The organism is Streptococcus sanguinis (genome assembly GCF_900635155.1).
Lineage (GTDB): Bacteria > Bacillota > Bacilli > Lactobacillales > Streptococcaceae > Streptococcus > Streptococcus sanguinis_G.
Window position 1 is genome coordinate 2,174,345 of sequence record NZ_LR134002.1, and the last position, 25,254, is coordinate 2,199,598.

Annotated in this window: 16 protein-coding genes; 4 read left to right on the forward strand and 12 right to left on the reverse strand. The window is 44.1% G+C overall.

The genetic code is table 11. The annotated features are described in order from the left end of the window. Window positions 1-6: 6 nt before the first annotated feature. The 7 genes from ELZ47_RS10810 to pbp1b form a co-directional block, all read right to left on the reverse strand. Window positions 7-1,317 (reverse strand): glycosyltransferase family 2 protein, encoded by a 1,311-nt coding sequence (locus ELZ47_RS10810; RefSeq protein ID WP_002901729.1) that lies wholly within the window; start codon window positions 1,315-1,317, stop codon window positions 7-9. Then, window positions 1,310-1,453, reverse strand: coding sequence for a hypothetical protein (locus tag ELZ47_RS10815; protein WP_002896778.1), 144 nt, complete (start codon window positions 1,451-1,453; stop codon window positions 1,310-1,312). The genes ELZ47_RS10810 and ELZ47_RS10815 overlap by 8 nt, the downstream gene beginning before the upstream one ends. 11 nt (window positions 1,454-1,464) lie before the next feature. Beyond that, window positions 1,465-2,253: a hypothetical protein gene (locus tag ELZ47_RS10820; protein ID WP_002896779.1), complete on the reverse strand. Its 789-nt coding sequence runs from the start codon at window positions 2,251-2,253 to the stop codon at window positions 1,465-1,467. Beyond that, the gene (gene wecB, locus ELZ47_RS10825) at window positions 2,246-3,403 is read right to left on the reverse strand and encodes a non-hydrolyzing UDP-N-acetylglucosamine 2-epimerase (RefSeq protein WP_126436009.1); all 1,158 of its coding nucleotides are present in this window, start codon (window positions 3,401-3,403) and stop codon (window positions 2,246-2,248) included. The genes ELZ47_RS10820 and wecB overlap by 8 nt, the downstream gene beginning before the upstream one ends. 764 nt (window positions 3,404-4,167) lie before the next feature. Then, window positions 4,168-7,815 carry a DNA-directed RNA polymerase subunit beta' gene (gene rpoC / locus ELZ47_RS10830; protein ID WP_126436010.1) on the reverse strand — a complete coding sequence of 1,216 codons (3,648 nt, stop codon included), beginning with the start codon at window positions 7,813-7,815 and terminating at the stop codon, window positions 4,168-4,170. 41 nt (window positions 7,816-7,856) lie between these two features. Beyond that, window positions 7,857-11,423 carry a DNA-directed RNA polymerase subunit beta gene (gene rpoB / locus ELZ47_RS10835; protein ID WP_002919872.1) on the reverse strand — a complete coding sequence of 1,189 codons (3,567 nt, stop codon included), beginning with the start codon at window positions 11,421-11,423 and terminating at the stop codon, window positions 7,857-7,859. A gap of 393 nt (window positions 11,424-11,816) precedes the next feature. After that, complete coding sequence (gene pbp1b, locus ELZ47_RS10840; protein WP_126436011.1) at window positions 11,817-14,231, reverse strand: penicillin-binding protein PBP1B; 2,415 nt, start codon at window positions 14,229-14,231, stop codon at window positions 11,817-11,819. Window positions 14,232-14,385: 154 nt separating this feature from the next. Here pbp1b and tyrS point away from each other — a divergent pair, with 154 nt between their 5' ends. Together tyrS and ELZ47_RS10850 are read left to right on the forward strand one after the other, a co-directional pair. Continuing rightward, on the forward strand, window positions 14,386-15,642 hold the full coding sequence (gene tyrS / locus ELZ47_RS10845; protein ID WP_126436119.1) for a tyrosine--tRNA ligase: 1,257 nt from the start codon (window positions 14,386-14,388) through the stop codon (window positions 15,640-15,642). Window positions 15,643-15,734: 92 nt separating this feature from the next. Continuing rightward, window positions 15,735-16,583: a putative RNA methyltransferase gene (locus tag ELZ47_RS10850; RefSeq protein ID WP_126436012.1), complete on the forward strand. Its 849-nt coding sequence runs from the start codon at window positions 15,735-15,737 to the stop codon at window positions 16,581-16,583. An 83-nt stretch (window positions 16,584-16,666) separates the two neighbouring features. On the opposite strand, the gene ELZ47_RS10855 is transcribed toward ELZ47_RS10850, so the two are convergent. Next, window positions 16,667-17,797, reverse strand: a complete 1,131-nt coding sequence (locus ELZ47_RS10855; protein WP_002903507.1) for an ABC transporter ATP-binding protein — start codon at window positions 17,795-17,797, stop codon at window positions 16,667-16,669. 177 nt (window positions 17,798-17,974) lie between these two features. Beyond that, on the reverse strand, window positions 17,975-20,197 hold the full coding sequence (locus ELZ47_RS10860; protein WP_126436013.1) for an SIALI-17 repeat-containing surface protein: 2,223 nt from the start codon (window positions 20,195-20,197) through the stop codon (window positions 17,975-17,977). Window positions 20,198-20,556: 359 nt separating this feature from the next. Here ELZ47_RS10860 and ELZ47_RS10865 point away from each other — a divergent pair, with 359 nt between their 5' ends. Next, on the forward strand, window positions 20,557-21,159 hold the full coding sequence (locus ELZ47_RS10865) for a TetR/AcrR family transcriptional regulator (protein ID WP_125331512.1): 603 nt from the start codon (window positions 20,557-20,559) through the stop codon (window positions 21,157-21,159). A gap of 205 nt (window positions 21,160-21,364) precedes the next feature. Next, complete coding sequence (locus tag ELZ47_RS10870; RefSeq protein WP_126436014.1) at window positions 21,365-21,937, forward strand: TetR/AcrR family transcriptional regulator; 573 nt, start codon at window positions 21,365-21,367, stop codon at window positions 21,935-21,937. 142 nt (window positions 21,938-22,079) lie between these two features. Here ELZ47_RS10870 and ELZ47_RS11900 read toward each other — a convergent pair whose 3' ends face one another. The 3 genes from ELZ47_RS11900 to ELZ47_RS10890 form a co-directional block, all read right to left on the reverse strand. Next, window positions 22,080-22,682 (reverse strand): DUF6287 domain-containing protein, encoded by a 603-nt coding sequence (locus ELZ47_RS11900; protein WP_164549616.1) that lies wholly within the window; start codon window positions 22,680-22,682, stop codon window positions 22,080-22,082. An 85-nt stretch (window positions 22,683-22,767) separates the two neighbouring features. Then, window positions 22,768-22,986, reverse strand: coding sequence for a heavy-metal-associated domain-containing protein (locus ELZ47_RS10885; RefSeq protein ID WP_125331518.1), 219 nt, complete (start codon window positions 22,984-22,986; stop codon window positions 22,768-22,770). 20 nt (window positions 22,987-23,006) lie between these two features. Then, window positions 23,007-25,253 (reverse strand): heavy metal translocating P-type ATPase, encoded by a 2,247-nt coding sequence (locus ELZ47_RS10890; protein WP_125331521.1) that lies wholly within the window; start codon window positions 25,251-25,253, stop codon window positions 23,007-23,009. Window position 25,254 lies beyond the last annotated feature (1 nt).

Genomic DNA, 25,254 nt, shown 5'->3' on the forward strand with positions numbered 1-25,254 from the left:
TTTCTCCTAACCTGCAAATCGTTTTGTTTTAACCCACTTGGTTTCTTTCCGCTTCAAAATCTTGTCCAAGATAACAGATCCTACTGCATCTAAAGAGACAACGATAAAGAGCTGAGAGTAAGTCAAATAGGACACAAGTGCCAGCCAAATCTGTTTGGTGGTCGCCTGTCCAAACTGAGAAGCCAGGGCGATATTGATTTGCAAAAGATAAAGCAAAATCATCAGAAGCCAGTTAAAGAGCATCAGCTGGACGATATAGATATTCTGAGCATCAAAAGCGAAAGGAATCCGCACATCCGGTATAAAGAGCTGGGTAATCATCGCCGCTACATTGGCAAAGAAAACCAAGTCAGATAAGACAATCGCCAGATTGAACCAGAAGAAGATACAAGAATAATTGAACACTTCCAGTTTCACGCGCCAGTTACCACCACTAAAAAGATGTTTGAAGTTGGCAAGAACTACCTCGTAATTCCCCTTAGCCCAGCGCTTACGCTGCATGTAGTAGGACTTGAGGGTTTCTGGCTCTTGTTGGAAGGCCTCTGAGTTATAAGCCAAGGCAATCAGCTTGCCGCTCTGCATAATCTTAAAGGAAATTTCCGTGTCCTCTGTCAAGGCACCATTTTTCCAACCACCAATACTCTTAACAAACTCAGTGTTAATCAAGAAGTTCGTACCTGGAATCCGTCCAATCTTAAAGAGATGCCACATACCTACGTGGTAAACACGCTGAGTTACAACGATTTCTTGGTTGATACAACGTGTCAGGAAGTTCTGGTTGGCATTGCGGGTCTTGTTGCGTCCGAAAGAAGCAACGTGGCGTTCTGGATCTTCCAAAACTTTCTTGACTAGGAAGTAAAGAGCATTCTTTTCTGGCATGGCATCCGCATCATAGACACAGATATATTCACCCTTGGCCATCTTCAGGGCGTCATTCAGCACCCCTGCCTTACCTCCCGTACCAGTACGGTCTGTAATTGTAATATTGCGTCCAGCATACTCAGGCATAGCCTGAACTTTCAGCATTTCTTGATAAGTGTCATCCGAGCAGTTGTCCGCAAAGAGCAGAACTTCCACTCGGTCATGAGGATAGTCCAAGTCCAGAATGGCCTTAGTTGTCTGAGCGATAACCACATCTTCATTGTGAGCTGGGACAACGACAGTAACCATAGGATAATGTTCCAATGGGCTGGTATCCACGTTGAAGTCACTGCGTTTCATCCAGAAATGCACGGAAGAGCATAGAATAACCAAAGCCCAAGCCAGAGACATCCAGATGGAGAACAGAGTGACAATCATAATAAGTTGACTAATCATGACGAGTCACCGCCCTAAAATTTTTATTGACCCGATTGTAAATAACCAGATAATAAATGAAGAGGACCAAAAAGCTAATAGCAAAAAAGATACTTAGCACCATAGAGATGATAAAAAATACTTCTGTTAAAGACATGTGTTTACCTCCTAGTATTCTACGATAATGTCGGTTTCAAGCTGACGCTCCAGATTGCTCAAAGCGTCATCAAAATTATGGAATTTGTCAATGTTTTGAGCGTTCAATTTTAAACTGCCGGACTGAAACTGAATTTTTTGGTCAGTTTTCTTATTCTCAAAGTGCATCATCGTTAAATCATCACGCACTTTCTCTTGGAAATATTCCTTGACTTCCTGATCCAGATCTTCTACCAGAACGAGAAAGTTACCATTGGATACATAGTAAACTGTTTCTACATTCTGGAAGTCCCAGTTAAGCAGTCGTAAAATTCTCTTGAGCATCCGCTTGTACTCCCGAGAGTGAATTTGATAAAAATGATGATTGTGTGCCCAATGGACCAACAAAGCCTGAAAGGCTGGAGCTTGTTTCTGATTTACTTTCTGAACCATTTCTTCATAGGCCTCAGCAGCATCTTCACTGTCATCCTGCACTAATCCCAAGCGCTGATGGAGATAGAAATTCACTCGGCTGGTCAGCCAAGCACTGACAGGGAAGACATAAAGCAAGAAGAGAACTTGATTGTCCGGTAGGTAGGTTACATCAAAGAGCAAGATCAGAGTTGCGATAACCACACCCAGAATCATAGCCCATGTCACCAAGAGATCAGATAGGACAAAGACACTAAAAATACCTAATAAAATCAGCGCGATTCCGATATAAAATATGTTAGCTGCAAAATTCCAACTGTAGAAAAGAATTAGTCCAATTGCCAGTACAAAGACTGCTAATGATTTTTCTAGTCCTTTTTTCCTAAACATTTTTTACTCCTGTCTTAAATTCTTCTGGTCTAGCCGTTTGCTTAAAATAGTGGGCAATAGCTTGAGCAATCCGCTCAGAAGCCTTACCGTCACCATACGGATTGCTGGCTTGGGCCATTTCCTGATAGAGTGACTCATCTGTCAGCAGGGCTTCCATTGCCTCTGCTACTGCTTGAGTTTCTGTACCGACCAGCTTCAAGGTGCCGGCCTCAACTCCTTCTGGTCTCTCTGTTGTATCACGAAGTACTAGTACAGGCTTACCTAAGGAAGGTGCTTCCTCTTGTACTCCGCCTGAGTCTGACATGATGAAGTAGCTTTTAGCTGCGATATTATGGAAATCCAACACATCTAAAGGCTCAATCAGATGAATTTTCTCATTGTCACTCAGAATTTCTCTAGCCGCATCCTGAACTGCTGGACTCAGGTGAACGGGATAGACAATTTCCACATCATCATGGGCATCTACAATCTGCCGTAGAGTTCGAAAAACTCTTCTCATCGGCTCACCTTGATTTTCCCGGCGATGCATGGTCACTAAAATCATCTTGCGAGCTGGATCAATACGGTCAAGCACCTCGTGCTGATAATCAGCCTGGACTGTCAGCTTGAGAGCGTCGATAGCTGTATTCCCTGTTACAAAAACTGTTTCCGCCGGATGGTTTTCCTTGAGCAAGTTAGCCTTACTCTGATCCGTTGGCGCAAAATATAAGTCGGTCAAAGAGTCGGTCATCTGACGATTCATCTCTTCTGGGAAAGGAGAGTATTTATTCCAAGTCCGCAAGCCAGCTTCTACATGGCCGATACGAACTTGATTATAAAACGCTGCAAGACTAGCCGCAAAAGTCGTTGTCGTATCACCGTGCACCAGCATAATATCTGGCTTGTTTTCCTTTAAGATATCATCTAGCTTATGCAAGATCTTGACAGTAATATCTGTCAGGGTTTGATTCTTCCCCATAATATCCAAATCATAATCAGGCTTAATCTTAAAAGTTTCAAGTACCTGATCCAGCATCTGACGATGCTGAGCAGTCACAACTGTTGTTGTCTCAAACAAGTCTGCCTGCTTCTTCAGTTCAATAACCAGCGGAGCCATCTTAATCGCTTCTGGACGAGTTCCAAAAACAACCATTACCTTAATTTTCTTCATTTTTCCTCACCAAAAATCAACATTGTTATATTAACTTTTTACTAAAAAATGTTTGCTTTAAGTAACCTTAGTTATTTTACCATCAAGCGTTTCAATAATCAAAGCATGAACTATTATTTTATACTTTCTTAATAGTAATTTACATGTTGGTAACTTATTTAAGATTATTTTAATTTTCTTAACTTAACTGTAACTTAAAATTACTGAAATTTTTTGGTTTTCTCAAAAAAATAAATAAAAAGGAAAGAATTTATAGGCTTAAAGCCCTGATTTATGCAGAATTTTGTGTTTTTTACCTATATTTTTTAATCTTTATTCATTGTAATAAAATATTATTCTATTTGTAATCTAATTGTTTTCTACTCTTTATATTTCAAAATCCTCCCTTCATGAATGAGCTAGCTAGATAAATGCCAGCTACTGTTCTCCACAATCTTCGACTACTACCATTAAAACCAACCTCCTCTTTTTTAAAATTTCAAACCTGCCCCTCCTACTATTTTAGGATTTTTAAAATAGTATAACCTAGCGCTATCATACTACAAAAAAACCAGCTACCTCCCTGATTAAAAATAAATATGGCATCTCGCATCATAGAAAAACTGAAACAGGAAATCTTGAGTGATTCTCCTATAATAGTTTAGTCATAAAGGGGAGCTTAAAAAGCACTGCTCCTAATTATATTATAGGATAATATCTAGTGGCGGGCCAGAAATTATCGGCTACAACAAAAATCCCTCCCGATTTTCGGGAGGGAAAGTTCTTTATTTAAGAACAATATTTTCTTCAGTTTCAAATCCATCTGGCAGTTCTGTCACTTCGTTGATAATTTCAACTTCATTGACAGCCTGAGGTTCCAGATTGCGGTAGCGGGCCATACCAGTACCAGCTGGGATAATCTTACCGATGATAACATTTTCCTTGAGGCCAAGCAGATGGTCTTTCTTACCACGGATAGCAGCATCTGTCAGGACACGAGTTGTTTCCTGGAAGGAAGCTGCAGACAGGAAGCTATTTGTCTCAAGGGAAGCCTTGGTGATTCCCATGAGGACTGGACGAGCTGTCGCAGGCACACCGCCTGAGATAACCACATCACGGTTAGCATCTGTAAAGTCTGTAATATCCATGAGAGTTCCCATGAGAAGATCTGTATCTCCTGGATCCATGACACGCACCTTGCGAATCATTTGACGAACCATTACTTCGATGTGTTTGTCGCCAATTTCTACCCCTTGGCTGCGGTAAACTTTTTGTACTTCAGCAAGCAGATAAGTTTCAACAGACAAGACATCGCGGACGGCCAGCAAGTGCTTCGGCTGGATAGAACCTTCAGTCAAGGCAGCACCGCGAGAGACTTGGTCGCCCACTTCAACCTTCATGCGGGCTGTAAATGGCACCACATATTCACCTTCGCCAGTCGCACCTGTAACAAAGACTTTCTTAGTCCGAGTAGAAGCATCTTCTTCGATGGCAGTAACTTCACCCTTGACTTCAGTGATGACCGCTTCCCCTTTCGGATTGCGGGCTTCAAAGATTTCTTGGACACGAGGAAGACCTTGTGTGATATCGGTATTAGAGGCAACACCACCCGTGTGGAAGGTCCGCATGGTCAGCTGTGTACCAGGTTCCCCGATAGATTGGGCAGCGATGGTTCCGACTGCTTCACCGACTTCAACTGCATCACCCGTTGCCAAGTTGATACCGTAACAATGACGGCAGACACCATGGCGGGTGTTACATGTAAAGACAGATCGAATCGTCACTTCGTCAACACCAGCATTAACAATTTCGCGCGCCTTGTCTTCGGTGATCAATTCATTTGGACCAATAATGACAGCACCAGTTTCTGGATGTTTAACTGTTTTCTTAGTGTAACGACCATTTAGGCGCTCTTCCAGAGACTCGATCATTTCCTTGCCTTCTGTGATAGAAGTGATGAGCAAGCCGCGATCTGTACCACAGTCATCTTCACGGATAATCACATCTTGGGCAACGTCAACCAGACGACGAGTCAGGTAACCTGAGTCGGCAGTCTTAAGGGCCGTATCTGTCATACCCTTACGAGCACCGTGGGTAGAGAAGAACATTTCCAAAACAGACAGACCTTCACGGAAGTTAGACAAGATTGGCAATTCCATGATACGTCCATTTGGCGCAGCCATCAGACCACGCATACCGGCCAACTGGGAGAAGTTAGAGATGTTACCCCGCGCTCCAGAGTCCATCATCATAACGATAGGGTTCTTCGGATCCTGGTTGGCAACCAGACGTTTTTCCAATTTCTCACGAGCTGCCCGCCACTCAGCAGTAACTGCATTGTAGCGTTCATCGTCAGTGATCATACCACGGCGGAATTGTTTAGTAATTTGTTCAACACGCTTGTGGGATTCTTCAATAATCTCAGCCTTGTCTTCGACAACTGGGATATCAGCGATACCCACTGTCAGACCAGCCAAAGTAGAATGGTGATAACCCAAGTTCTTCAAGCGGTCAAGAAGAGCAGATGTTTCTGTTGTACGGAAGCGTTTGAAGATTTCTGCGATAATGTTCCCCAGATTTTTCTTCTTAAACGGAACATTGATCTCAAGCTGTTCAATAACTTCCTTGATGTCTTGTCCTGACTCCAAGAAGTACTTAGCTGGCACACCTTCTGTCAAGTTAGCATTAGTTGGCTCTTGCAGATAAGGCAATTCCTCTGGCATAATCGCGTTAAAGAGAATTTTACCAACAGTTGTAATCAAAATCTTATGCTTCTGGTCTTCTGTCCAAGGCTTATTGAGACTGTCCGTTGCAATACCAACACGAGTATGCAAGTGAACATAGCCGTTGCGGAGGGCCATGACCGCCTCATCCATATCCTTGAAAATCATGCCTTCTCCTTCGCGGCCAGCCTCTTCCATGGTCAGGTAGTAGTTCCCCAAGACCATATCCTGAGATGGTGTTACAACTGGTTTACCATCTTTTGGATTCAAGATGTGCTCAGCAGCCAGCATGAGGATACGAGCTTCAGCTTGCGCTTCCTCTGACAATGGTACGTGGATGGCCATTTGGTCACCGTCAAAGTCGGCATTGTAGGCTTCACAGACCAGTGGATGCAAACGCAGAGCTTTACCGTCAATCAGAACTGGCTCAAAGGCCTGAATTCCCAAACGGTGAAGGGTCGGTGCGCGGTTAAGAAGCACTGGGTGTTCCTTGATCACTTCTTCCAGAATATCCCAGATACGCTCATCTCCACGCTCTACCAAGCGTTTGGCAGCTTTAACGTTCTGCACGATATCGCGAGCAACGATTTCCCGCATCACAAACGGCTTGAAGAGCTCAATCGCCATTTCACGCGGCACACCACATTGATACATTTTCAACGTAGGACCAACAGCAATAACGGAACGACCTGAGAAGTCAACCCGTTTACCCAGCAAGTTTTGACGGAAACGACCTTGTTTCCCTTTAAGCATGTGGCTCAGAGACTTGAGCGGACGGCTGCCTGGCCCAGTAATTGGACGGCCGCGGCGACCGTTATCAATCAAAGCGTCAACCGCTTCCTGAAGCATACGCTTCTCATTTTGAACGATGATACCAGGTGCATTCAACTCAAGCAAACGAGCCAAACGGTTGTTCCGGTTGATAACACGGCGATAGAGATCGTTGAGGTCAGAAGCCGCAAAACGACCACCATCCAGCTGAACCATCGGACGCAAATCTGGCGGAATAACCGGCAGGATGTTGAGGACCATCCATTCTGGCTTATTGCCAGACTTGTAGAAGGCATCCAAGACATCCAAGCGACGGACAGCCTTGATCCGCTTTTGACCTGAAGCAGTTTTCAATTCTTCTTTGAGGACAGCAATCTCAGCTTCCAAGTCCACTTGTTTCAAGAGGTCTTGAATAGCTTCTGCTCCCATTTTGGCTACAAATGAGCCTGCACCATACTCGCGTAAACGCTCACGGTACTCACGTTCCGTCATGATTGACTTGTGCTCTAGCGGTGTATCCTTAGGGTCAATCACTACATAAGCCGCAAAATAAATGACTTCTTCCAAGGCACGTGGGCTCATATCCAAAGTGAGCCCCATGCGGCTTGGAATTCCTTTAAAGTACCAAATATGTGAAACAGGTGCCTTCAATTCAATGTGGCCCATACGCTCACGGCGAACCTTGGCGCGGGTTACTTCAACACCACAGCGGTCACAGACGATTCCTTTGTAACGAATCCGCTTGTACTTACCACAGGCACATTCCCAGTCCTTGGTTGGACCGAAGATCACTTCGTCAAAAAGGCCTTCGCGTTCTGGTTTCAGGGTTCGGTAATTGATTGTTTCAGGTTTCTTCACTTCCCCATAAGACCATGAACGGACCTTGTTAGGAGAAGCTAGGGTGATTTGCATACTTTTAAAACGATTTACATCAACCACTATTTCTTACCTTTCTTCATTTTCTAAATCAGTGTGTATTCTTATTCTTTTCCTTCAGCCTCAAAAGCTGCTTTCGCTTCTTGAGCTGCTTTTTCACGCGCTTTTTCAAGATCGTCAACGTGAATCACATCATCATCTTCACCTTCGTCTAGGTCACGCAGTTCTACTTCATTGTCATCTTCATCGAGAACGCGCATATCCAGACCAAGAGATTGCAATTCTTTGACAAGAACGCGGAAGGATTCTGGCACACCTGGTTTTGGAATTGGTTTCCCTTTGGTAATAGCTTCATAAGCCTTCAAACGTCCATTGACATCATCTGACTTGTAAGTCAGGATTTCTTGCAGAACGTTAGAAGCACCGTAAGCTTCCAAGGCCCAAACTTCCATCTCACCAAAACGTTGTCCACCAAATTGAGCTTTACCTCCGAGCGGCTGTTGAGTAACCATTGAGTAAGGACCTACTGAGCGGGCATGGAGTTTGTCATCTACCATGTGGTGGAGCTTGATCATGTACATGACACCGACAGATACACGGTTATCAAACGGCTCACCGGTACGTCCGTCATAAAGAATAGTCTTGGCATCGCTGTCCATACCAGCTTCGCGCACTGTATCCCAGAGATCTTCTGAGCTTGCTCCATCAAAGACTGGAGTTGCAATATGGATGCCCAAGTTACGTGCTGCCATACCAAGGTGAAGCTCCATAACCTGACCAATGTTCATACGAGATGGTACCCCGAGTGGATTCAACATGATATCAACTGGTGTTCCATCTGGCAAGTAAGGCATGTCTTCCACAGGAACGATACGGGATACAACCCCTTTGTTTCCGTGACGACCGGCCATCTTATCTCCGACCTTGATTTTACGTTTTTGAGCGATGTAGACGCGAACCAGCATATTAACGCCAGATTGCAATTCATCACCATTAGCACGGGTAAAGATTTTCACGTCACGAACCACTCCATCGGCACCATGTGGCACACGCAGAGAGGTATCGCGGACTTCACGAGACTTGTCTCCGAAGATAGCGTGCAAGAGACGTTCCTCAGCAGAAAGGTCTTTTTCACCCTTAGGGGTAACTTTACCTACTAGGATATCACCTTCCTTGACTTCCGCCCCGATGCGGATAATACCCATTTCGTCCAGATTGCGCAAGGCATCTTCCCCTACGTTTGGAATTTCGCGGGTAATTTCTTCTGGGCCAAGCTTGGTGTCACGAGTTTCTGATTCGTATTCTTCCAAGTGAACAGAGGTGTAGACGTCGTCTTTCACCAGACGCTCACTCATGATAACCGCATCCTCGAAGTTGTAACCTTCCCATGTCATGTAGGCAACGATTGGGTTTTGTCCCAGGGCCATTTCTCCATTTTCCATAGAAGGTCCGTCAGCGATAAAGTCGCCTTTTTCAACGACATCGCCAACTTTTACCAAGGTACGTTGGTTGTAAGCAGTTCCCGAGTTAGAACGACGGAATTTTTGAATTTGGTAAACATCAAGAGAACCATCTTCACGGCGAACTTCAACCTTGTCTGCATCCGCATAGGTAACCTTACCATCATGCTGGGCAATGACCGCTGCACCAGAGTCGTGGGCAGCTTGGTATTCCATACCAGTACCGACATAAGGCGCTTTTGGATCAATCAAAGGCACAGCCTGACGCTGCATGTTGGCACCCATGAGAGCACGGTTGGAGTCGTCATTTTCTAAGAAAGGAATACATGCTGTCGCTACGGCAACTACCTGCTTAGGCGATACATCCATGTAGTCTACTTGGTCTGATGGGAATTCTTGGTTATTACCTTGGTGGCGTCCCATAACGATAGGCTCAGCAAAGCCGCCTTTTTCATTCAGCTTAGAGTTGGCCTGCGCTACGATAAATTCATCTTCCTCATCAGCTGTCAGCCAAACGATTTCGTTAGTTACTACGCCAGCTTCACGGTCTACCTTACGGTAAGGAGTCTGAATAAAGCCATATTTGTTAAGATGTCCATAAGAAGACAAGTTATTGATCAAACCGATGTTTGGTCCTTCAGGCGTTTCAATTGGACACATACGGCCATAGTGAGTATAGTGCACGTCCCGCACTTCATAACCAGCGCGGTCACGTGTCAAACCACCAGGTCCCAAGGCAGAAAGACGGCGCTTGTGAGAGAGCTCAGACAGCGGATTGTGTTGGTCCATGAACTGTGACAACTGAGAAGAACCAAAGAATTCTTTAATGGCTGCAGTCACTGGACGGATGTTAATGATTTGCTGTGGAGTCAGTACTTCATTGTCTTGAACAGACATCCGTTCGCGAACATTACGCTCCATCCGAGAAAGTCCCAGACGGACTTGGTTAGCCAAAAGCTCACCAACAGCACGAATACGACGGTTCCCCAAGTGGTCAATATCGTCCACACGACCGATACCTTCAGCCAAGTTGAGGAAGTAGCTCATCTCAGCCAAGATATCAGCTGGTGTTACAATCCGTACCTTGTCAGAAGGATTTGCGTTACCAATGATAGTTACAACGCGGTCTGGATCAGTTGGTGCCACAACCTTGAACTTTTGCAATTCTACAGGATCTGTCAAGACAGCTGAGTCGTTTGGAATATAAGTGATTTTGTTCAAACCATTGTCCAGCTGCTCTGCAATGCTGTCAATCACACTGCGGGTCATAACTGTACCAGCTTCAACCAAGATTTCTCCTGTTTCAGCATCTACCAATGGCTCTGCAATTGTTTGGTTCAGCAAGCGTGTCTTGACGCTGAGTTTTTTATTAATCTTGTAGCGACCTACTGCTGCCAAGTCATAACGATGCGGATCAAAGAAACGCGCTTCAAGAAGGGAACGAGAACTTTCAGCCGTCTTAGGCTCCCCTGGACGAAGACGCTCATAGATTTCTTTCAGGGCTTCATCTGTACGAGAGTCCATTGGGTTCTTGTGGATATCTTTTTCAATGGTATTGCGCACCAAGTCGCTGTCACCAAAGATGTCCAAGATCTCATCATCACCTGAGAAACCAAGCGCACGCACCAAAGTGGTAAATGGAATCTTCCGTGTCCGGTCAATACGAGTGTAGGCAATGTCTTTTGAGTCTGTTTCCAACTCTAACCAAGCACCGCGGTTAGGAATAACCGTTGAACCGTAGCCAACTTTTCCGTTTTTGTCAACTTTATCGTTAAAGTAAACCCCTGGAGAACGCACCAACTGGGATACGATAATCCGCTCACCACCATTGATGATGAAAGTTCCCATTTCAGTCATGATTGGGAAATCACCAAAGAAGACTTCCTGAGTCTTGATTTCACCAGTTTCCTTGTTAATTAGACGGAAAGTCACAAAGATTGGCGCTGAATAGCTAGCATCGTGAATGCGTGCTTCTTCCAGCGTATATTTAGGCTCACGGATTTCATAGCCGACAAATTCCAATTCCATGGTGTCGGTAAAGTTTGAAATAGGAAGTACATCTTCAAAGACTTCCTTCAGACCATGATCCAAGAAATCTTGGAACGAATCCGTTTGGATTTCAATCAAATTTGGTAAATCAAGAACTTCCTTAATTCTTGAAAAACTACGACGGGTACGGTGTTTACCGTATCGAACTTCATGTCCTGCCAAGTTTTTACTCCTTTATGATAAGATACTAAGCCCTTGATAAAGCGAGAAGAAATGTGTCTCTGTCTCAAGGCTCTTTAGGGCGAGTTCTGTGAAATGTTTTCAGAGGAAAATCCTCTGTCATTTACAATGCTGCAAACAGCCACAATCAGTCCCTTTTGTTTAATTTTCAGAAAAATTAAATTATGGTTACATAATTCTTTTTTCCTAAAAATAGGCACAAAAAGAGCAGCTAAATCTGACTTATTCAAGTTTGATTTAACTGCTGTAAGCTTCTATTTGGACAATATTTCAAATAAAGCACACGACAAATTATTGTTATCATTATACCTTATTTAGCTAGAAATTGCAAGGATTTCATCCGCTTTCTGAAAAGTTAAAACTGTTCTTGATGCGCTAGTTCCCTTGCCGATTATTGTTAGAATTGGAGCTGGAATTAGAATTAGAGGTAGAACCGCCCAGTATAGCTGACCAAGCCTTCTGATAATCCGCATCTGATGCCCCGATACCAAACCGGTAGGTCGTGGTCGGAGCACCGTTTTTAGCCCAATAGCTAGGCACTGTCGGACCGCTGAGATTAACAGAGCGGCCGTTCACCGTTACTGTACCTGGCTTTTCCCCTGTGGACTTGAGTACATCAGACTTAATCACACTCGGATCAAGAGTGAACTTATCACCAACACCCCAGGCATTCGGATCTGCCTGATAGATAGCATCTGCCATATAGGCCATGTAGGAAGCGTTATTGTTATAACCAGTCAACGCCGCCATAGAGCTATTATCATCATGACCAATCCAGCCTCCCAAAGTCATCTTTGGAGTAGAAAGCATCAGCCACATATCACCGTTGGTGTTGGTCGTTCCAGTCTTACCAATCCAATCGGCTCCAGCCAAGGTTCCATTGACCTGACTGATTCGAGATTTGTAGGTCGTAGTAGCCCCAGAATTGATAACTCCCCGCATGAGCTCCTGCATAATCGTAGCAGCTGCTGGGCTGTAAATCTGAACAGGATTGGCCTTATGCTGGTAAATCACCTTGCCATCTCGGTCTGTGATTTTTTCAACCATGTATTTTTTCTGGTAGGTTCCATTATTAGCCAAGGTTTGGAAACCATTGGTGTGCTGAGCTACAGATACTTCAATTCCCCCGCCCATAGGCAGACTCTCAATGCTGTAGTCATCAATGTAATAGCCCATTTTTTCCATATAGCCACGGACATTGACACCTTTTTCGCGTAATCCGCGGTAAGTCCAATAAGCCGGGATATTCCAAGAAGTATTGAGCGCTTCTTGCAGGTCCATCATGGCTGTACCACGGCTGTCCACGTGCATGATTGGATCGCCGCTTGAAAAGTTAGTTGGATAATTGGAAAGAACGCTGGCACTACCCATCAGACCTTGGTCAATAGCAATCCCATAAGCAAGAATCGGCTTAATAGTCGAACCCGGTGATCGTTCCGTATCAAAGGCGTGATTGTTCTGATTGGAAGCATAGTCTCTGCCTCCTACAAAGCCAATCACAGCACCGGTTTTATTATCCAAGAGGACATTTCCCACTTCAACTGCGCCAGTTCCGTCGTCCAAGATGCCGCCATAGTTGGCTACTGCATTTTGCATAGCCGTATGAATGTTCTTGTTAATTGTGGTGGTGACAGTATAGCCGCCATCGCTCAGTTCCTTAGCGGCCAATTCCTTGTAGGCTTTGACAGTGTCATTGTTTTTCAGCTCTTGCTGAGAAACATTATCCCGCTGAATCAAGTACTCGTACATGGTCTGCTGGGCTTCTTCGACTGCTGTGTAGTAAAGGTAGCCATGCGAAGATTTTTCCGAGCTTTCAGAAGGCTTGAAATCCTTGGTCAAGTCGTAGTCCTTGTACTCCTTGTACTCTTTCTCGCTTAGCTTGCCCGTCCGATACATATTATAGAGCACATCCTTGGCACGTTCCAAGCCCAGAGCCATATCCCCTTCACTCTTGAGACTGCCATCCGCTGCATAAGGCGAATAAACAATCGGGCTCTGTGGCAAGCCAGCAATAAAAGCAGACTGGGGCACTGTCAAATCCTTAGCAGAAACACCAAAAATCCCTTGAGCAGCTTCTTCCACACCGGCGATATTCTGCCCCTTATTGTTGCGCCCGAAAGGCGAAACGTTCAAGTAAGTCGTCAAAATATCATCCTTGGACATGTAGCGCTCCAAAGCCATCGCATCAACAATCTCCGCCGCTTTCCGCTTGAAGGTCGGCGCATCGCCCACCACCTGCTGCTTGATCAACTGCTGGGTAATGGTTGACCCCCCGCTAGACGAGCCAACTCCAACAACTGAACCGAGCGTAGCCCGAAGCACAGCCTTGGGCACCACTCCGTTATGCGTTTCAAAATTCTCATCCTCTGTAGCGATAACGGCTTTTTTTACATTTTCAGAGATGGCGTCACTCTTAACCGGAATGCGGAGCAAATCATTGTCCACTTCTGCAATCAAGCTGCCATCGGCATAGGTAAGTTTAGAAATACCAGAGATATTATTCACCTGCTTGACCAGCTCTTCTTGCTTGGGCACTTCCACCTTACTGAAAAGACTAGCTGCATAGCCTATCCCAATCCCAGCACCGATGACGCCACCGAAGAAGATAAACACAAAAGCCATATTCATCAGAAGTTTAAAAGTCCGCAAGAAAACAGCAAAAACATCACCGATAGACCAGCCATTGTTGCCACTAACGATCTTCTTGCTCCATTCTGGAAGATGTATTTTTTTGATAAACTGCTGGGCTTTTCCCCAGAACTCTTTTAATTTCTCTATTAATTGTTCCAAGTTTGATTCTCCTTGTTATCTTCCCATTATACCAAATATCTATGATTTATTTCAAGGAAACATTGCTATTTAAAAGCATTATGATACAATAGAGTAACATAAATTTAAAATATAGATAAGCCAATTTCTTGGCTTTTAGAATAGGAGAGACATGATGCACATTTTTGATGAGCTAAAAGAACGTGGCTTGGTATTCCAAACCACTGATGAAGCAGCTTTACGCAAGGCCTTAGAAGAAGGACAAGTCTCTTATTATAGTGGATACGATCCGACCGCTGACAGCCTGCACCTTGGCCACTTGGTAGCCATTCTGACTAGCCGTCGCTTGCAACTAGCTGGACACAAACCCTACGCTCTAGTCGGAGGAGCAACTGGATTGATTGGCGATCCATCCTTTAAGGATGCAGAGCGCAGTCTCCAAACCAAGGAAACCGTAGAAGGCTGGGTAAAATCTATCCAAAATCAGCTTTCTCGCTTTCTGGACTTTGAAAAAGGCGATAATAAGGCCGAAATGGTCAACAATTATGACTGGTTTAGCAGCATTAGCTTTATCGACTTCCTGCGCGACGTCGGCAAATACTTTACTGTCAACTACATGATGAGTAAAGATTCCGTTAAGAGCCGGATTGAGACAGGGATTTCTTATACAGAATTCGCCTACCAGATCATGCAAGGATATGACTTCTATATCCTCAATCAAAACCACGGCATAACCCTGCAAATCGGTGGCTCTGACCAGTGGGGGAATATGACAGCAGGTACAGAGCTCCTGCGCCGCAAGGCTGACAAGACTGGCCATGTGATGACCGTTCCACTCATTACCGACGCTACTGGCAAAAAATTCGGCAAGTCAGAAGGTAATGCTGTCTGGCTCAATCCTGACAAGACTTCTCCTTACGAAATGTATCAATTCTGGATGAATGTCATGGACGCAGACGCTATCCGCTTCCTGAAAATTTTTACCTTCCTATCCTTGGATGAGATCGAAGAGATTCGCCAACAATTTGAAGCAGCACCACACGAACGCTTGGCGCAGAAAGTCCTAGCTCGCGAAGTGGTCAGTCTGGTTCACGGTCAAGAAGCTTACCAGGAAGCCCTCAACATCACTGAGCAGCTCTTTGCTGGAAATATCAAGAACCTATCCGTTAAGGAACTCAAACAAGGTCTGCGAGGTGTTCCTAACTATCAGGTCCAAGCAGAAGACGACCTCAATATTGTAGAACTGCTTGTGACAGTTGGCGTGGTAAACTCCAAACGTCAAGCCCGCGAGGACGTCCAAAACGGCGCTATCTATGTCAATGGTGAACGCATCCAAGATTTAGACTATGTCCTCAGCTCCTCAGATAAACTGGAAGGCGAGCTGACAGTTATCCGCCGCGGTAAGAAGAAATACTTTGTCCTGACCTACTAAAGATAAAAATCCGATTACCTGAATCGGATTTTTCTATGTTTTACCAAGAAGAAGTCATTCAGCTATATAAAAACAATAGAAAGAGAGCGCCTATGAAACCAAAACTCGCCCGCTTTGCCCAAGCTCCGGCTCTGGCCTGTCCACTCTGCCAGCAAAGCTTAGCTATGGAAGAAAACAGCCTCAAGTGCCCCAATCGCCATTCCTACGACATCGCCAAATTCGGTTATGTCAATCTAGCTCCCCAGGCTAAACAAGCTAAAGACTATGACAAAACGAGCTTTCAAAATAGGCAATTCATCTTGGAAGTCGGCTTTTATCAGCATATCCTAGACGCGTTGCTGGATCTGCTGCAGGCTCTTCCTGAAGAACAGACCATCCTAGACGTCGCTTGCGGAGAGGGCTACTATGCTCGAAAAATTCAGGAAGAATTTCCCAACAAAGAAATTTACGCTTTTGATTTATCCAAAGATTCTATCCAGTTAGCTGCCAAAAGCGATCAGAGCCTTGCTGTAAAATGGTTCGTCGGTGATTTGGCACACTTGCCCGTTCAGGATCAAAGCATAGATGTCTTGCTGGACATCTTCTCACCAGCTAACTATCATGAATTTCAGCGAGTATTGAAAAAAGAGGGGCTTATCATTAAAGTCATCCCAACAGAAAACCATCTGAAAGAAATTCGTCAAAAAGCTGCTCAGTATCTGGACAAGAAAGATTATTCTAATCAAGATATCATCCAGCACTTCCAGAAACACTTTACAATCCTATCTAGAAAGACTGTAGAATCCACACATGCTCTGCATTCTGAGGAGAAAACTGCCCTGCTGCAGATGACTCCTTTACTCTTTCATGTTGAAAAAAAACTAATCAATTGGGAGCAGCTTACACATGCCACCATTTCAGCCGAGATTCTTATCGGAAAACTAAAACAAGCAAAAATCTGAGCATCTTTCAATAAAAAATGATGTTATAGCAGCCATTTTAAAAACGCAGACAAGCCTGTCTGCGTTCTTTGTTTATCAACTGATTAATAGACTGTCTTCTCTGTCTCTGGATCAAAGAAGTGCGCTTTATTGAGGTCAAAGCCTAGGTCAATACCCGCACCAGTTTCTAGGTAATCCCGTGAATCCACACGCGCTACAAACTCACTAGAACCCACTTGACAATAGAGATGAGACTCTGCTCCCAGCAATTCTGAAACAGAAATCTTGGCATGCACAACTGAATTAGGGAAAGTTTCCAAGAAAGCAGCTTCTGCATTAACATCCTCTGGACGAATACCGAAGATCAGCTCCTTGCCCTCGTAACCTTTCTCCCGAAGAACCTTGAGTGCTCCTTCTGGCACAGTCAAGCGCAGACCTTCTGCGACAATCTCATTCCCTTCAAGCTTAACTGGGATGAAGTTCATAGCTGGGCTGCCAATGAAGCCGGCAACGAATTTATTAACTGGGTTGTTATACACTTCCTGCGGCGTACCAATCTGCTCCACTCGTCCAATCGTTCCAGTTCCAGCAGGGTTCTTGGTCGCTGACATGATAACAATACGATCCGCCAAGGTCATAGCTTCTGTTTGGTCGTGCGTTACGTAGATAGTTGTTGCTCCGATACGGCGGTGAATCTTGGCAATCTCCGCCCGCATAGAAACACGCAGCTTCGCATCTAAGTTTGACAAAGGCTCATCCATGAGGAAAACCTTTGCATCCCGAACGATAGCGCGTCCCATAGCTACCCGCTGACGCTGACCACCAGACAAATCAGCTGGCTTGCGCTGCAAGAATTCCTTCAAGCCTAAGATTTCTGCTGCTTCGTTCACCCGTTTGTCAATATCTTCTTTACTGTACTTGCGCAACTTAAGACCAAAGGCCATGTTGTCGTAGACAGTCATATGTGGATAAAGGGCATAGTTCTGGAAGACCATAGCGATGTCACGGTCTTTTGGCGCCACATCATTGACCACTGTACCGTCAATAGAGGCAGTTCCTTCTGTGATGTCCTCAAGACCTGCAATCATACGCAGCGTAGTTGATTTCCCGCAACCAGACGGACCGACAAAGACGATAAATTCCTTGTCCTTAATATCAAGATTGAAGTCTTCCACTGAGTAGTGGTCGCTGTTGGGATATTTTTTATAGATATTTTTCAGATTTAATTCGACCATAATAAGCCCCTTCTTTTGATTAAAAATATTTTCTTTTAAGCTCTCGTTTGCAAAGCGCTTTCACATTGTCCATTATATCGTTTTTTTTTAACTTTTTCAAGCACTTTTAGTAAAACGTTTGCATAATTTTTAAAAATTTTCTCCATCAAGAAAGAGGCCAAGTGGCCTCTTTAAAATTTATTCTTCTTTTTTTCTACTACGGAATGTCAATCCAGCTGCGCTTAAAATGCTGATAACTCCTGTGACTGTGAGAAGAGCATTAGAAGCTTGCCCCGTATGCGGCAAGACTGACGCTCCACTCCTACTTTCCTTGTTTTTAAGCTGAGCTAGCTGGGTGACCTTAGCTGATGAAGACTGCTCTTGTACTGATTTGGTCCCATCAACTGCTGGCAAAATACCGCTAGTTACTTGGTAAGCAGGTAAAGCATCAGCTACTGTCGCGTCAGCAGCATTGACACCACCATTAAATTCCGGAAGAGCCGCCATCTGAGGAGCGCTGTCTGGATGGGCACTCCTGACTGATGGCTGAACACCAGCATCATAGGTTTTATGTTCTGTCATAGTTGGCTCAGAATCATTGACGCCTCCACTAAATTCAGGCCGTGTTACGGTTGCCGCTTCTGAATCATTAACATTTCCACTGAATTCTGGTTGTGCAGACGCCTGTGGAGCTGTATCAGGATGAGTTCCAACTTCATGGTTAGATAAATCATATTCCGACGACGTTTCCGTTGCTGGCTCAGAGTCGCTGACGCCTCCACTAAATTCTTTCCTGGTTTCTTGTGGTGAATCACTTGGAACAGAAGAAGCTGTCTCAGCTTTATCAGCATTCTTGACAATCGCTTCTAGATTTTCAAGAGCTTTTATCTGCTCAGCAGCGATCTGTTCCTGCAGCTTATCTGCTTTTTCTGCACTGTCTACACTATCGTCTAGCTGTGCAATCGCATCTGTCACCGTCTTTAATACTGCTCGAATCTTTTCTTTAGCTTGCTTTTTATCGAGCTCTGAAAGTGTTTGATGATGTTCAATTGCTTCAATCTGTTTATCAGCTTCTTCTTCAAGCTCATCTAAAACCAAATCTTTGCCAACTGGATGAATCGTGTCCAAACTAGCAATTCCAGCTGCCTCAATTCTCTCTAGTTCCTCTTCGGTATCAGCCTTTTCAAGAACTCTTTTCGCATCTGCTAAAGTTGCTTCCGCTTCAGCTTTAGCCGTAACCTGTTCTGCCTCTGACAGATTCGGGTTGCTCCGTAAGTCTGCTAGCTTATCAGACAGAGCAAGATCTAGTTTCAGACCAGTCGTAACTTTTAACAAACTTTGCTTCTCTGCAGCTACCTGTCCTTGAATTTTTTCAGCATCATCAGGACTTTCAACCCAAGCATTATAAGCTGCAATTGCTTTTTGAGCTATGGCTGCTGCATCTTCAATCTTCTTTTTAGCTGCAGTTTTTTCCTCAGTAGAAAGACTTTGACTCTTCTCAACAGCCTCGATAGTAGCTGTTTTTTCTTCCTGAATTTCTTTTAAGAACTGCTCTTTGCCAATAGGGTGAATCTTGGCTAAGTGGGCTATGGCTGTTTCTTTTGCCCGGTCATAGATTTCCTGAGAATCTGCTCCTTCAATAGCCTTCTTGGCTGTTTCTACCACTTGCTCTATTTCGCCTCTAACTGCTTTCTTTTCTGCTTCTGAAAGATTAGGATTTGCTTCCAAGTCAGCTAACTTGGCAGCCAGAGTGAAATCTACGGTTGAACTTGCTATAAATTTGAAAAACTTATCTTCCTCGGTTACTGCTTGCTCTTGAATCACTTCCGCCTGCTCTGCTGTTGCTGCATTAACATCTAATTTCTGAATTGCATCTTCTGCTTCTGCAGCCTTCCTCCTTACAGACTCTTGGAAGCTTTTCTTTTGCTCCTCAGGCAGCAAATCGCTACTATCTACAAGTTTGTCAAACTCTGCTTTCCCATTTTGGATTTCATCTAGAAGTAAATCTTTGCCGACTGGATTGATAGATTTGATGTCTGCCAATCCATCTTCTTTAGCTTGATCAATCCTTTCTTTATCCTCAGCTGCGGCAATTTCATTCTGAGCCTTTGCAGCTGTTTGATTGACTTCGTCCTTAGCTGCTGCAAGCTCCTCATCTGACAAATTTGGATTATTCCCAAGATCTGTCACTTTCTCAGCCAGAAATGTGCCTACTTCTGTGTTAGCAGCCTCCCTAACCGTTGTCAAATCCTGATTTACTGGCGATGCAGCAACTGGGTTCTCTACTGCATTTGCCACTGGCTGTTCCTCATCCGCCGCCACCAAACTGTGACCCAAAAACAGAGCACAAATAAGGACTGACCCAACACCTAAAACAGACTTCCGAATAGAATATCGCAAAACTTTTTCTGTTCTTTTCATCTTTTTCTCCTCTGAACATATTTTATTATCCTGATCAGTAACCCTTAATAAAAAGTCCAGTCAAACCTCCCATAAATCTTTCAGATTTGGTAATTTTTAAACTACACTTTCTATTTGACTTCTGATAAGAATTTCTTTTTATTATTTTAACATATTAAATTATTAAAATAAAAGAATTATCGGCTTGATATATGTACAATTTTTGCAATATTGTCTATTTTTAAATAGATGACATGTCCAGAAATAAAACTGAAATTTTTCCCATTTAACAATGTGTAAACTTTTTTAGTAAAAATTCTGGGCTATTTTCTAGATTATTTCAGACAGAAAAAGTAAAATGGTATAGGAGGGATAAAATTATGGCTCTTAATACACGAGATAGGATTTTGGATGCATTTTTTGAATTAGCAGATAAACAGCCAGACAGGCTACGTTTTACCTTTACAGAAATCGCTAAAGAAGCCGGTTTGTCAAGACAAGCCATTTACAAACGACACTTTAATAACACTACTGAAATTATCGAATACATTCGCCAAGACATGGTAAAGCAAGCCTTTGCTCCCAACTGGAATAGCAACAATTCTGAAGCGGACTTAGATCCTTTCACCTTTTTAGCTCAAACGATTCTTCCCGCTATTTATGAGCAACGCCAACGCATTAAAATATTATATACTAGTTCTGTCGATCCTCTGTGGAGCGATTTTATTACTGCCAGTTACAAGGACTGGATCGAGCAGAATTTAAATCTTGACCACCAAAAATTAGGTATTCCTGAAGACCTGGCCAATCAACTGCTGGCCGGCTGGATTAGTTCTCTTATCGAGAATTGGATCACTCAGGATGACCCCGTTCCTTGCAAGCAGTTTTCTAAGACATTTCTCAACCTTGTATCTTCACCCCTAACCAGCTTTGCTGCTTATGATAGTCCAGCTGGTCCTTCAAACAAAATTGTTATCGCATAGCCAACCAGAAGAAAAACAGAGAAATGACAGAACCGGTCCTTGTAAGGGAAGACTGGTTTTTTATATTAAATTTTAAAAATAATTGGACATTTTCTCTATAAAGTGTTATTATTTTAGTTGACAAATGGTAAACTGCTTTGTTGGAGTCTGCTCTATTTTTTTAGACATACCAGCAAGAAATTAATAAAAAAGAAGGAAGGTACTTATGCCCCAAGATACTCGAGACAAAGTCGTCAATGCCTTAATTGAGCTGGCAGAGCAAAATCCTGAAAAGTCTTATTTTACTTTTTCAGAGATTGCTAAACAAGCCGGTCTATCGCGCCAGGCTATCTATAAAAAGCATTTTAGTAATGTTGAAGATATTATCCAATACATCCGCCAGACAATTATGACTCCGTTTTTGCCCCTGTATGAAAGCTACGAAGAAGGAAATGGAGAAAATCCATTCTGCTTCTTTGCCAAGCATATGATTCCTACCCTCTATGAACATAGGAAATGGATGAAGGTGCTCTACACTACAGCTATCGATCCTTTCTGGAGTGACTATCTATCTACCTTCTTCACTCAGTGGGTCGTACAAAATTTAGAAATTGACTCTAAAAAGTTGGGAATTCCAAAAGAAATGGCTACGGAAATTGTTGTTAGATGGATTAACTCCCTCATTGAGATCTGGATTATCAAAGAAAAACCTATGCCTGCAGAGGATTTCGCCAAGCTCTTCCTGAATGTGATTTCAACCCCTATGGATCAGTTTATAACACCTCATAGTGAGTCCTAATTCAACTAAAAGCTATAAAACCTGCCTAATTTAGGCAGGCTTTTTTGTCGGTAAAATTTCTTACTTTACAAAAGAAAAAAGAGCAGATGTTTTTCTGCTCTCATCAACTATATAGATTTTAACATCAAAAGCCAAGCTTCGTTTAATCTACCCGATAATAGAAGTTGCCTTGCTCGTCAAAGCTATTCAGGCCAACCCCTGTCCAGATTCTATCTTGGCCAGCATCGGAGTTGTCTGTAAAGTTTTCCTTGTCTGCGACCTTAACTCCCTTAGGAAGAAACTCAATCAGAAAACCTCCGCTTTCTCCGCCGTAGACACCGCCAGCAGCAGTGCCATAGTCTGTCAGAGAAGCTCCATACAATTCATAAACACTTGAAACCAAGCCCTTGTCATCAAAAACAAGCTGGTTGCCAGAAGCATCCTGCCAGGTTCCTTTAACGCTGGCATAATTGCCATTTGCAAGTGCTGAAATGTCCATCGCTTCCTTCTTTTCCTTGTTTTTTTCTGTGCTTGCACTCTCTGAGCTAGTGCTGCTAGCCGCTGAAGATGCTGACACAGTTGATTGACTGGATACCTGCTCCACAGAACTTGTTACTGAGCCAGTACTGCTAGTAGGCGTCTCTGATTGATTCGTAGCACTGCCGTTTGAGCAAGCTGTCATTGCTAATAAAGCAGCTCCTGCTAGTAAAAAAGGTAAAGCTTTTTTCTTCATTTTTCTCCTCTTTCTCACGGTAAGATAAATCATGTGATTAGTAACATTATAGATTATTTTATCGCTTTTTACAAGAAGAATTCTAGCAACTGGGCAGGCGCAAAGCTACTGACTTTATTCACTCAGCTTCTGCCACATCCAGAACCCTGTAGATTGTCTTTGCCAGAGCTGCTTCATAATCTGATGCGCCATAAGGCTTATCAGTCGTGACGTGGGCTGTCTGCTTTTCTAGGTCTACCGCCACATCTGACATTCCCTCCATAGATAGGAAGTGCTGAGTGACATGTTTAACACAATTTTGACAAGATAAGTTTTCTAATTGGACTGTTTGTTTCATAGATTCATTCCTCCGTATATTTAGTTCATTTTAAAGCGTCCTAGACGCAGAGCATTGGCCACAACTGACACTGAGCTCAAGCTCATGGCCAGACCAGCCAGCATCGGATTAAGCAAGGGACCGCCGAAAAGATGCAGAAGCCCCATAGCAATCGGAATACCTAGTGTATTGTAGGCAAAAGCCCAGAAGAGGTTTTCCTTGATATTGCGGATGGTCGCCTGGCTGAGCTTGATAGCCTTGACCACATCCTGCAAATCACTATGCATAAGCACTACATCTGCCGACTCAATAGCTACATCTGCACCTGAACCGATGGCAATCCCAACATCTGCCTGAACCAGAGCCGGTGCGTCATTGATACCGTCCCCTACCATAGCCAGTTTTTTCTCAGCTTCCTGTAAGTTCTTGATAGCAGTAGCCTTACCATCTGGCAATACACCTGCGATAACTTTTTGGATTTCGGCTTTCTGGGCAATAGCTGTCGCGGTTTCTTCACGATCTCCTGTCAGCATAATGACTTCTAGTCCCATAGACTGGAGCTCCTGCACCGCCGACAGACTGCTGGATTTCATCTCATCTGCTACCGCTAAAATACCAGCCAGCTGTCCATCTACTGCGACAAACATGGCTGTCTTTCCTTCCTGGGATAGCCCCAACAACTGCCCTTGAAAGGCACTGCTATCAATGTGCTCTTCTTTCATCAATGACTCATTTCCCACCAGAAGATGCTTACCTTCAACCTGAGCTGACAAACCTCGGCCAACAATGGCCTCAAAATGGCTGACAGGCAGCAAGTCAAGTTCCTCCTCTTCAGCTGCTTCCAAGATAGCCTGAGCCAAAGGATGCTCAGAATGCTGCTCAGCGCTAGCTATTAGCTGCAACAAGTCGGAGCGATCAAAAGCACGCAAAGGTAACAAATCTGTCAGGCTGGGCTTACCAACCGTAATCGTCCCCGTCTTATCAAGAACAATAGTATCCAGTTGATAAGCTGCTTCCAAAGCTTGTCCAGACTTAATCAGAATTCCATTTTCAGCCCCTTTACCAGTCCCAACCATAATGGCTGTCGGAGTGGCTAATCCCAGCGCACAAGGGCAGGCAATGACCAGAACTGCGATAAAGATTGACAGAGAAAAGCTAAGACTCTCACCAGCTAGAACATACCAGCCCAGCGCAGACAAAGCAGCCAAGCTCAGCACGATTGGAACAAAATAAAGCGAAATCTTATCTGCTAAAGCCGCTATCGGCGCCTTAGACCCCTGCGCTTCCTCCACCAATCTGACAATCTGAGCTAAGGTCGTATCCGAACCCACCCTAGTTGCTTGGTAGTCAATACTACCATTTTGATTGATTGTTGCACTAGTAATAGTGTCGCCAACTTTCTTTTCAATCGGGACACTTTCACCAGTCATCATGGACTCATCCACAAAGGTCTGGCCCTCTGTCACAAGGCCATCTACAGGCATACGCTCCCCTGGCTTGATACGGATAATGTCTCCAACTCGGATATCCTCCGTATCAATGGTCACAGCCTCTCCATAGCGAATCACTGTCGCCTGACTAGGCACTAGCTCAAGCAGAGACTGAATTGCCTGAGACGTTCTCCCCTTAGCTGAACTTTCCAGATATTTACCCAGAAGAACCAAGGCAATAATCACTGCAACCGACTCAAAATAGAGTTGATGAACAAAGGCATGATAACCTAGAAAAACCTGACTGACCGAGTAGAGACTGTAGAAAAATGCTGCGCTGGTTCCCACTGCAATCAGACTATCCATATTGGGATGTCGCTTGATAAGATTGCGAAATCCTCTCTGATAGAAGCCGCGCCCAATCCACACAGCAGGCAGAGTCAAAAGAAGTTGTGACAGAACGAAGACCAAGGGATGCGCCATATGGTCCAAAAAGCTAGGTAGAGGAAGACCGACCATACTGCCCATAGAGATATAAAGCAAAGGCAGAGCTGTAACCAAAAGAATTAGTAATTCTTGCTTCTTCCTTCGCAATTCCTGCGCTTTCATTGCAGCCTCTTCGCTCACATCGGACGGTCGGTCTTTTCCTTTTTCTTCTGCCTGATAACCAGCCTCGGCTACAGCAGCCAGCACTTGCTGGCTGTCAAATCCCGCCTTAGGAAGCAAACTGAGACGTTCTGTCGCCAGATTGACACTGACATCCTCAACCGTTTCTAAATCTTTGACCGCCATCTCAACTGTCATAGCACAAGATGCACAGGTCATTCCTGAGAGTTTGTATTCTTTTTTTTCCATCATA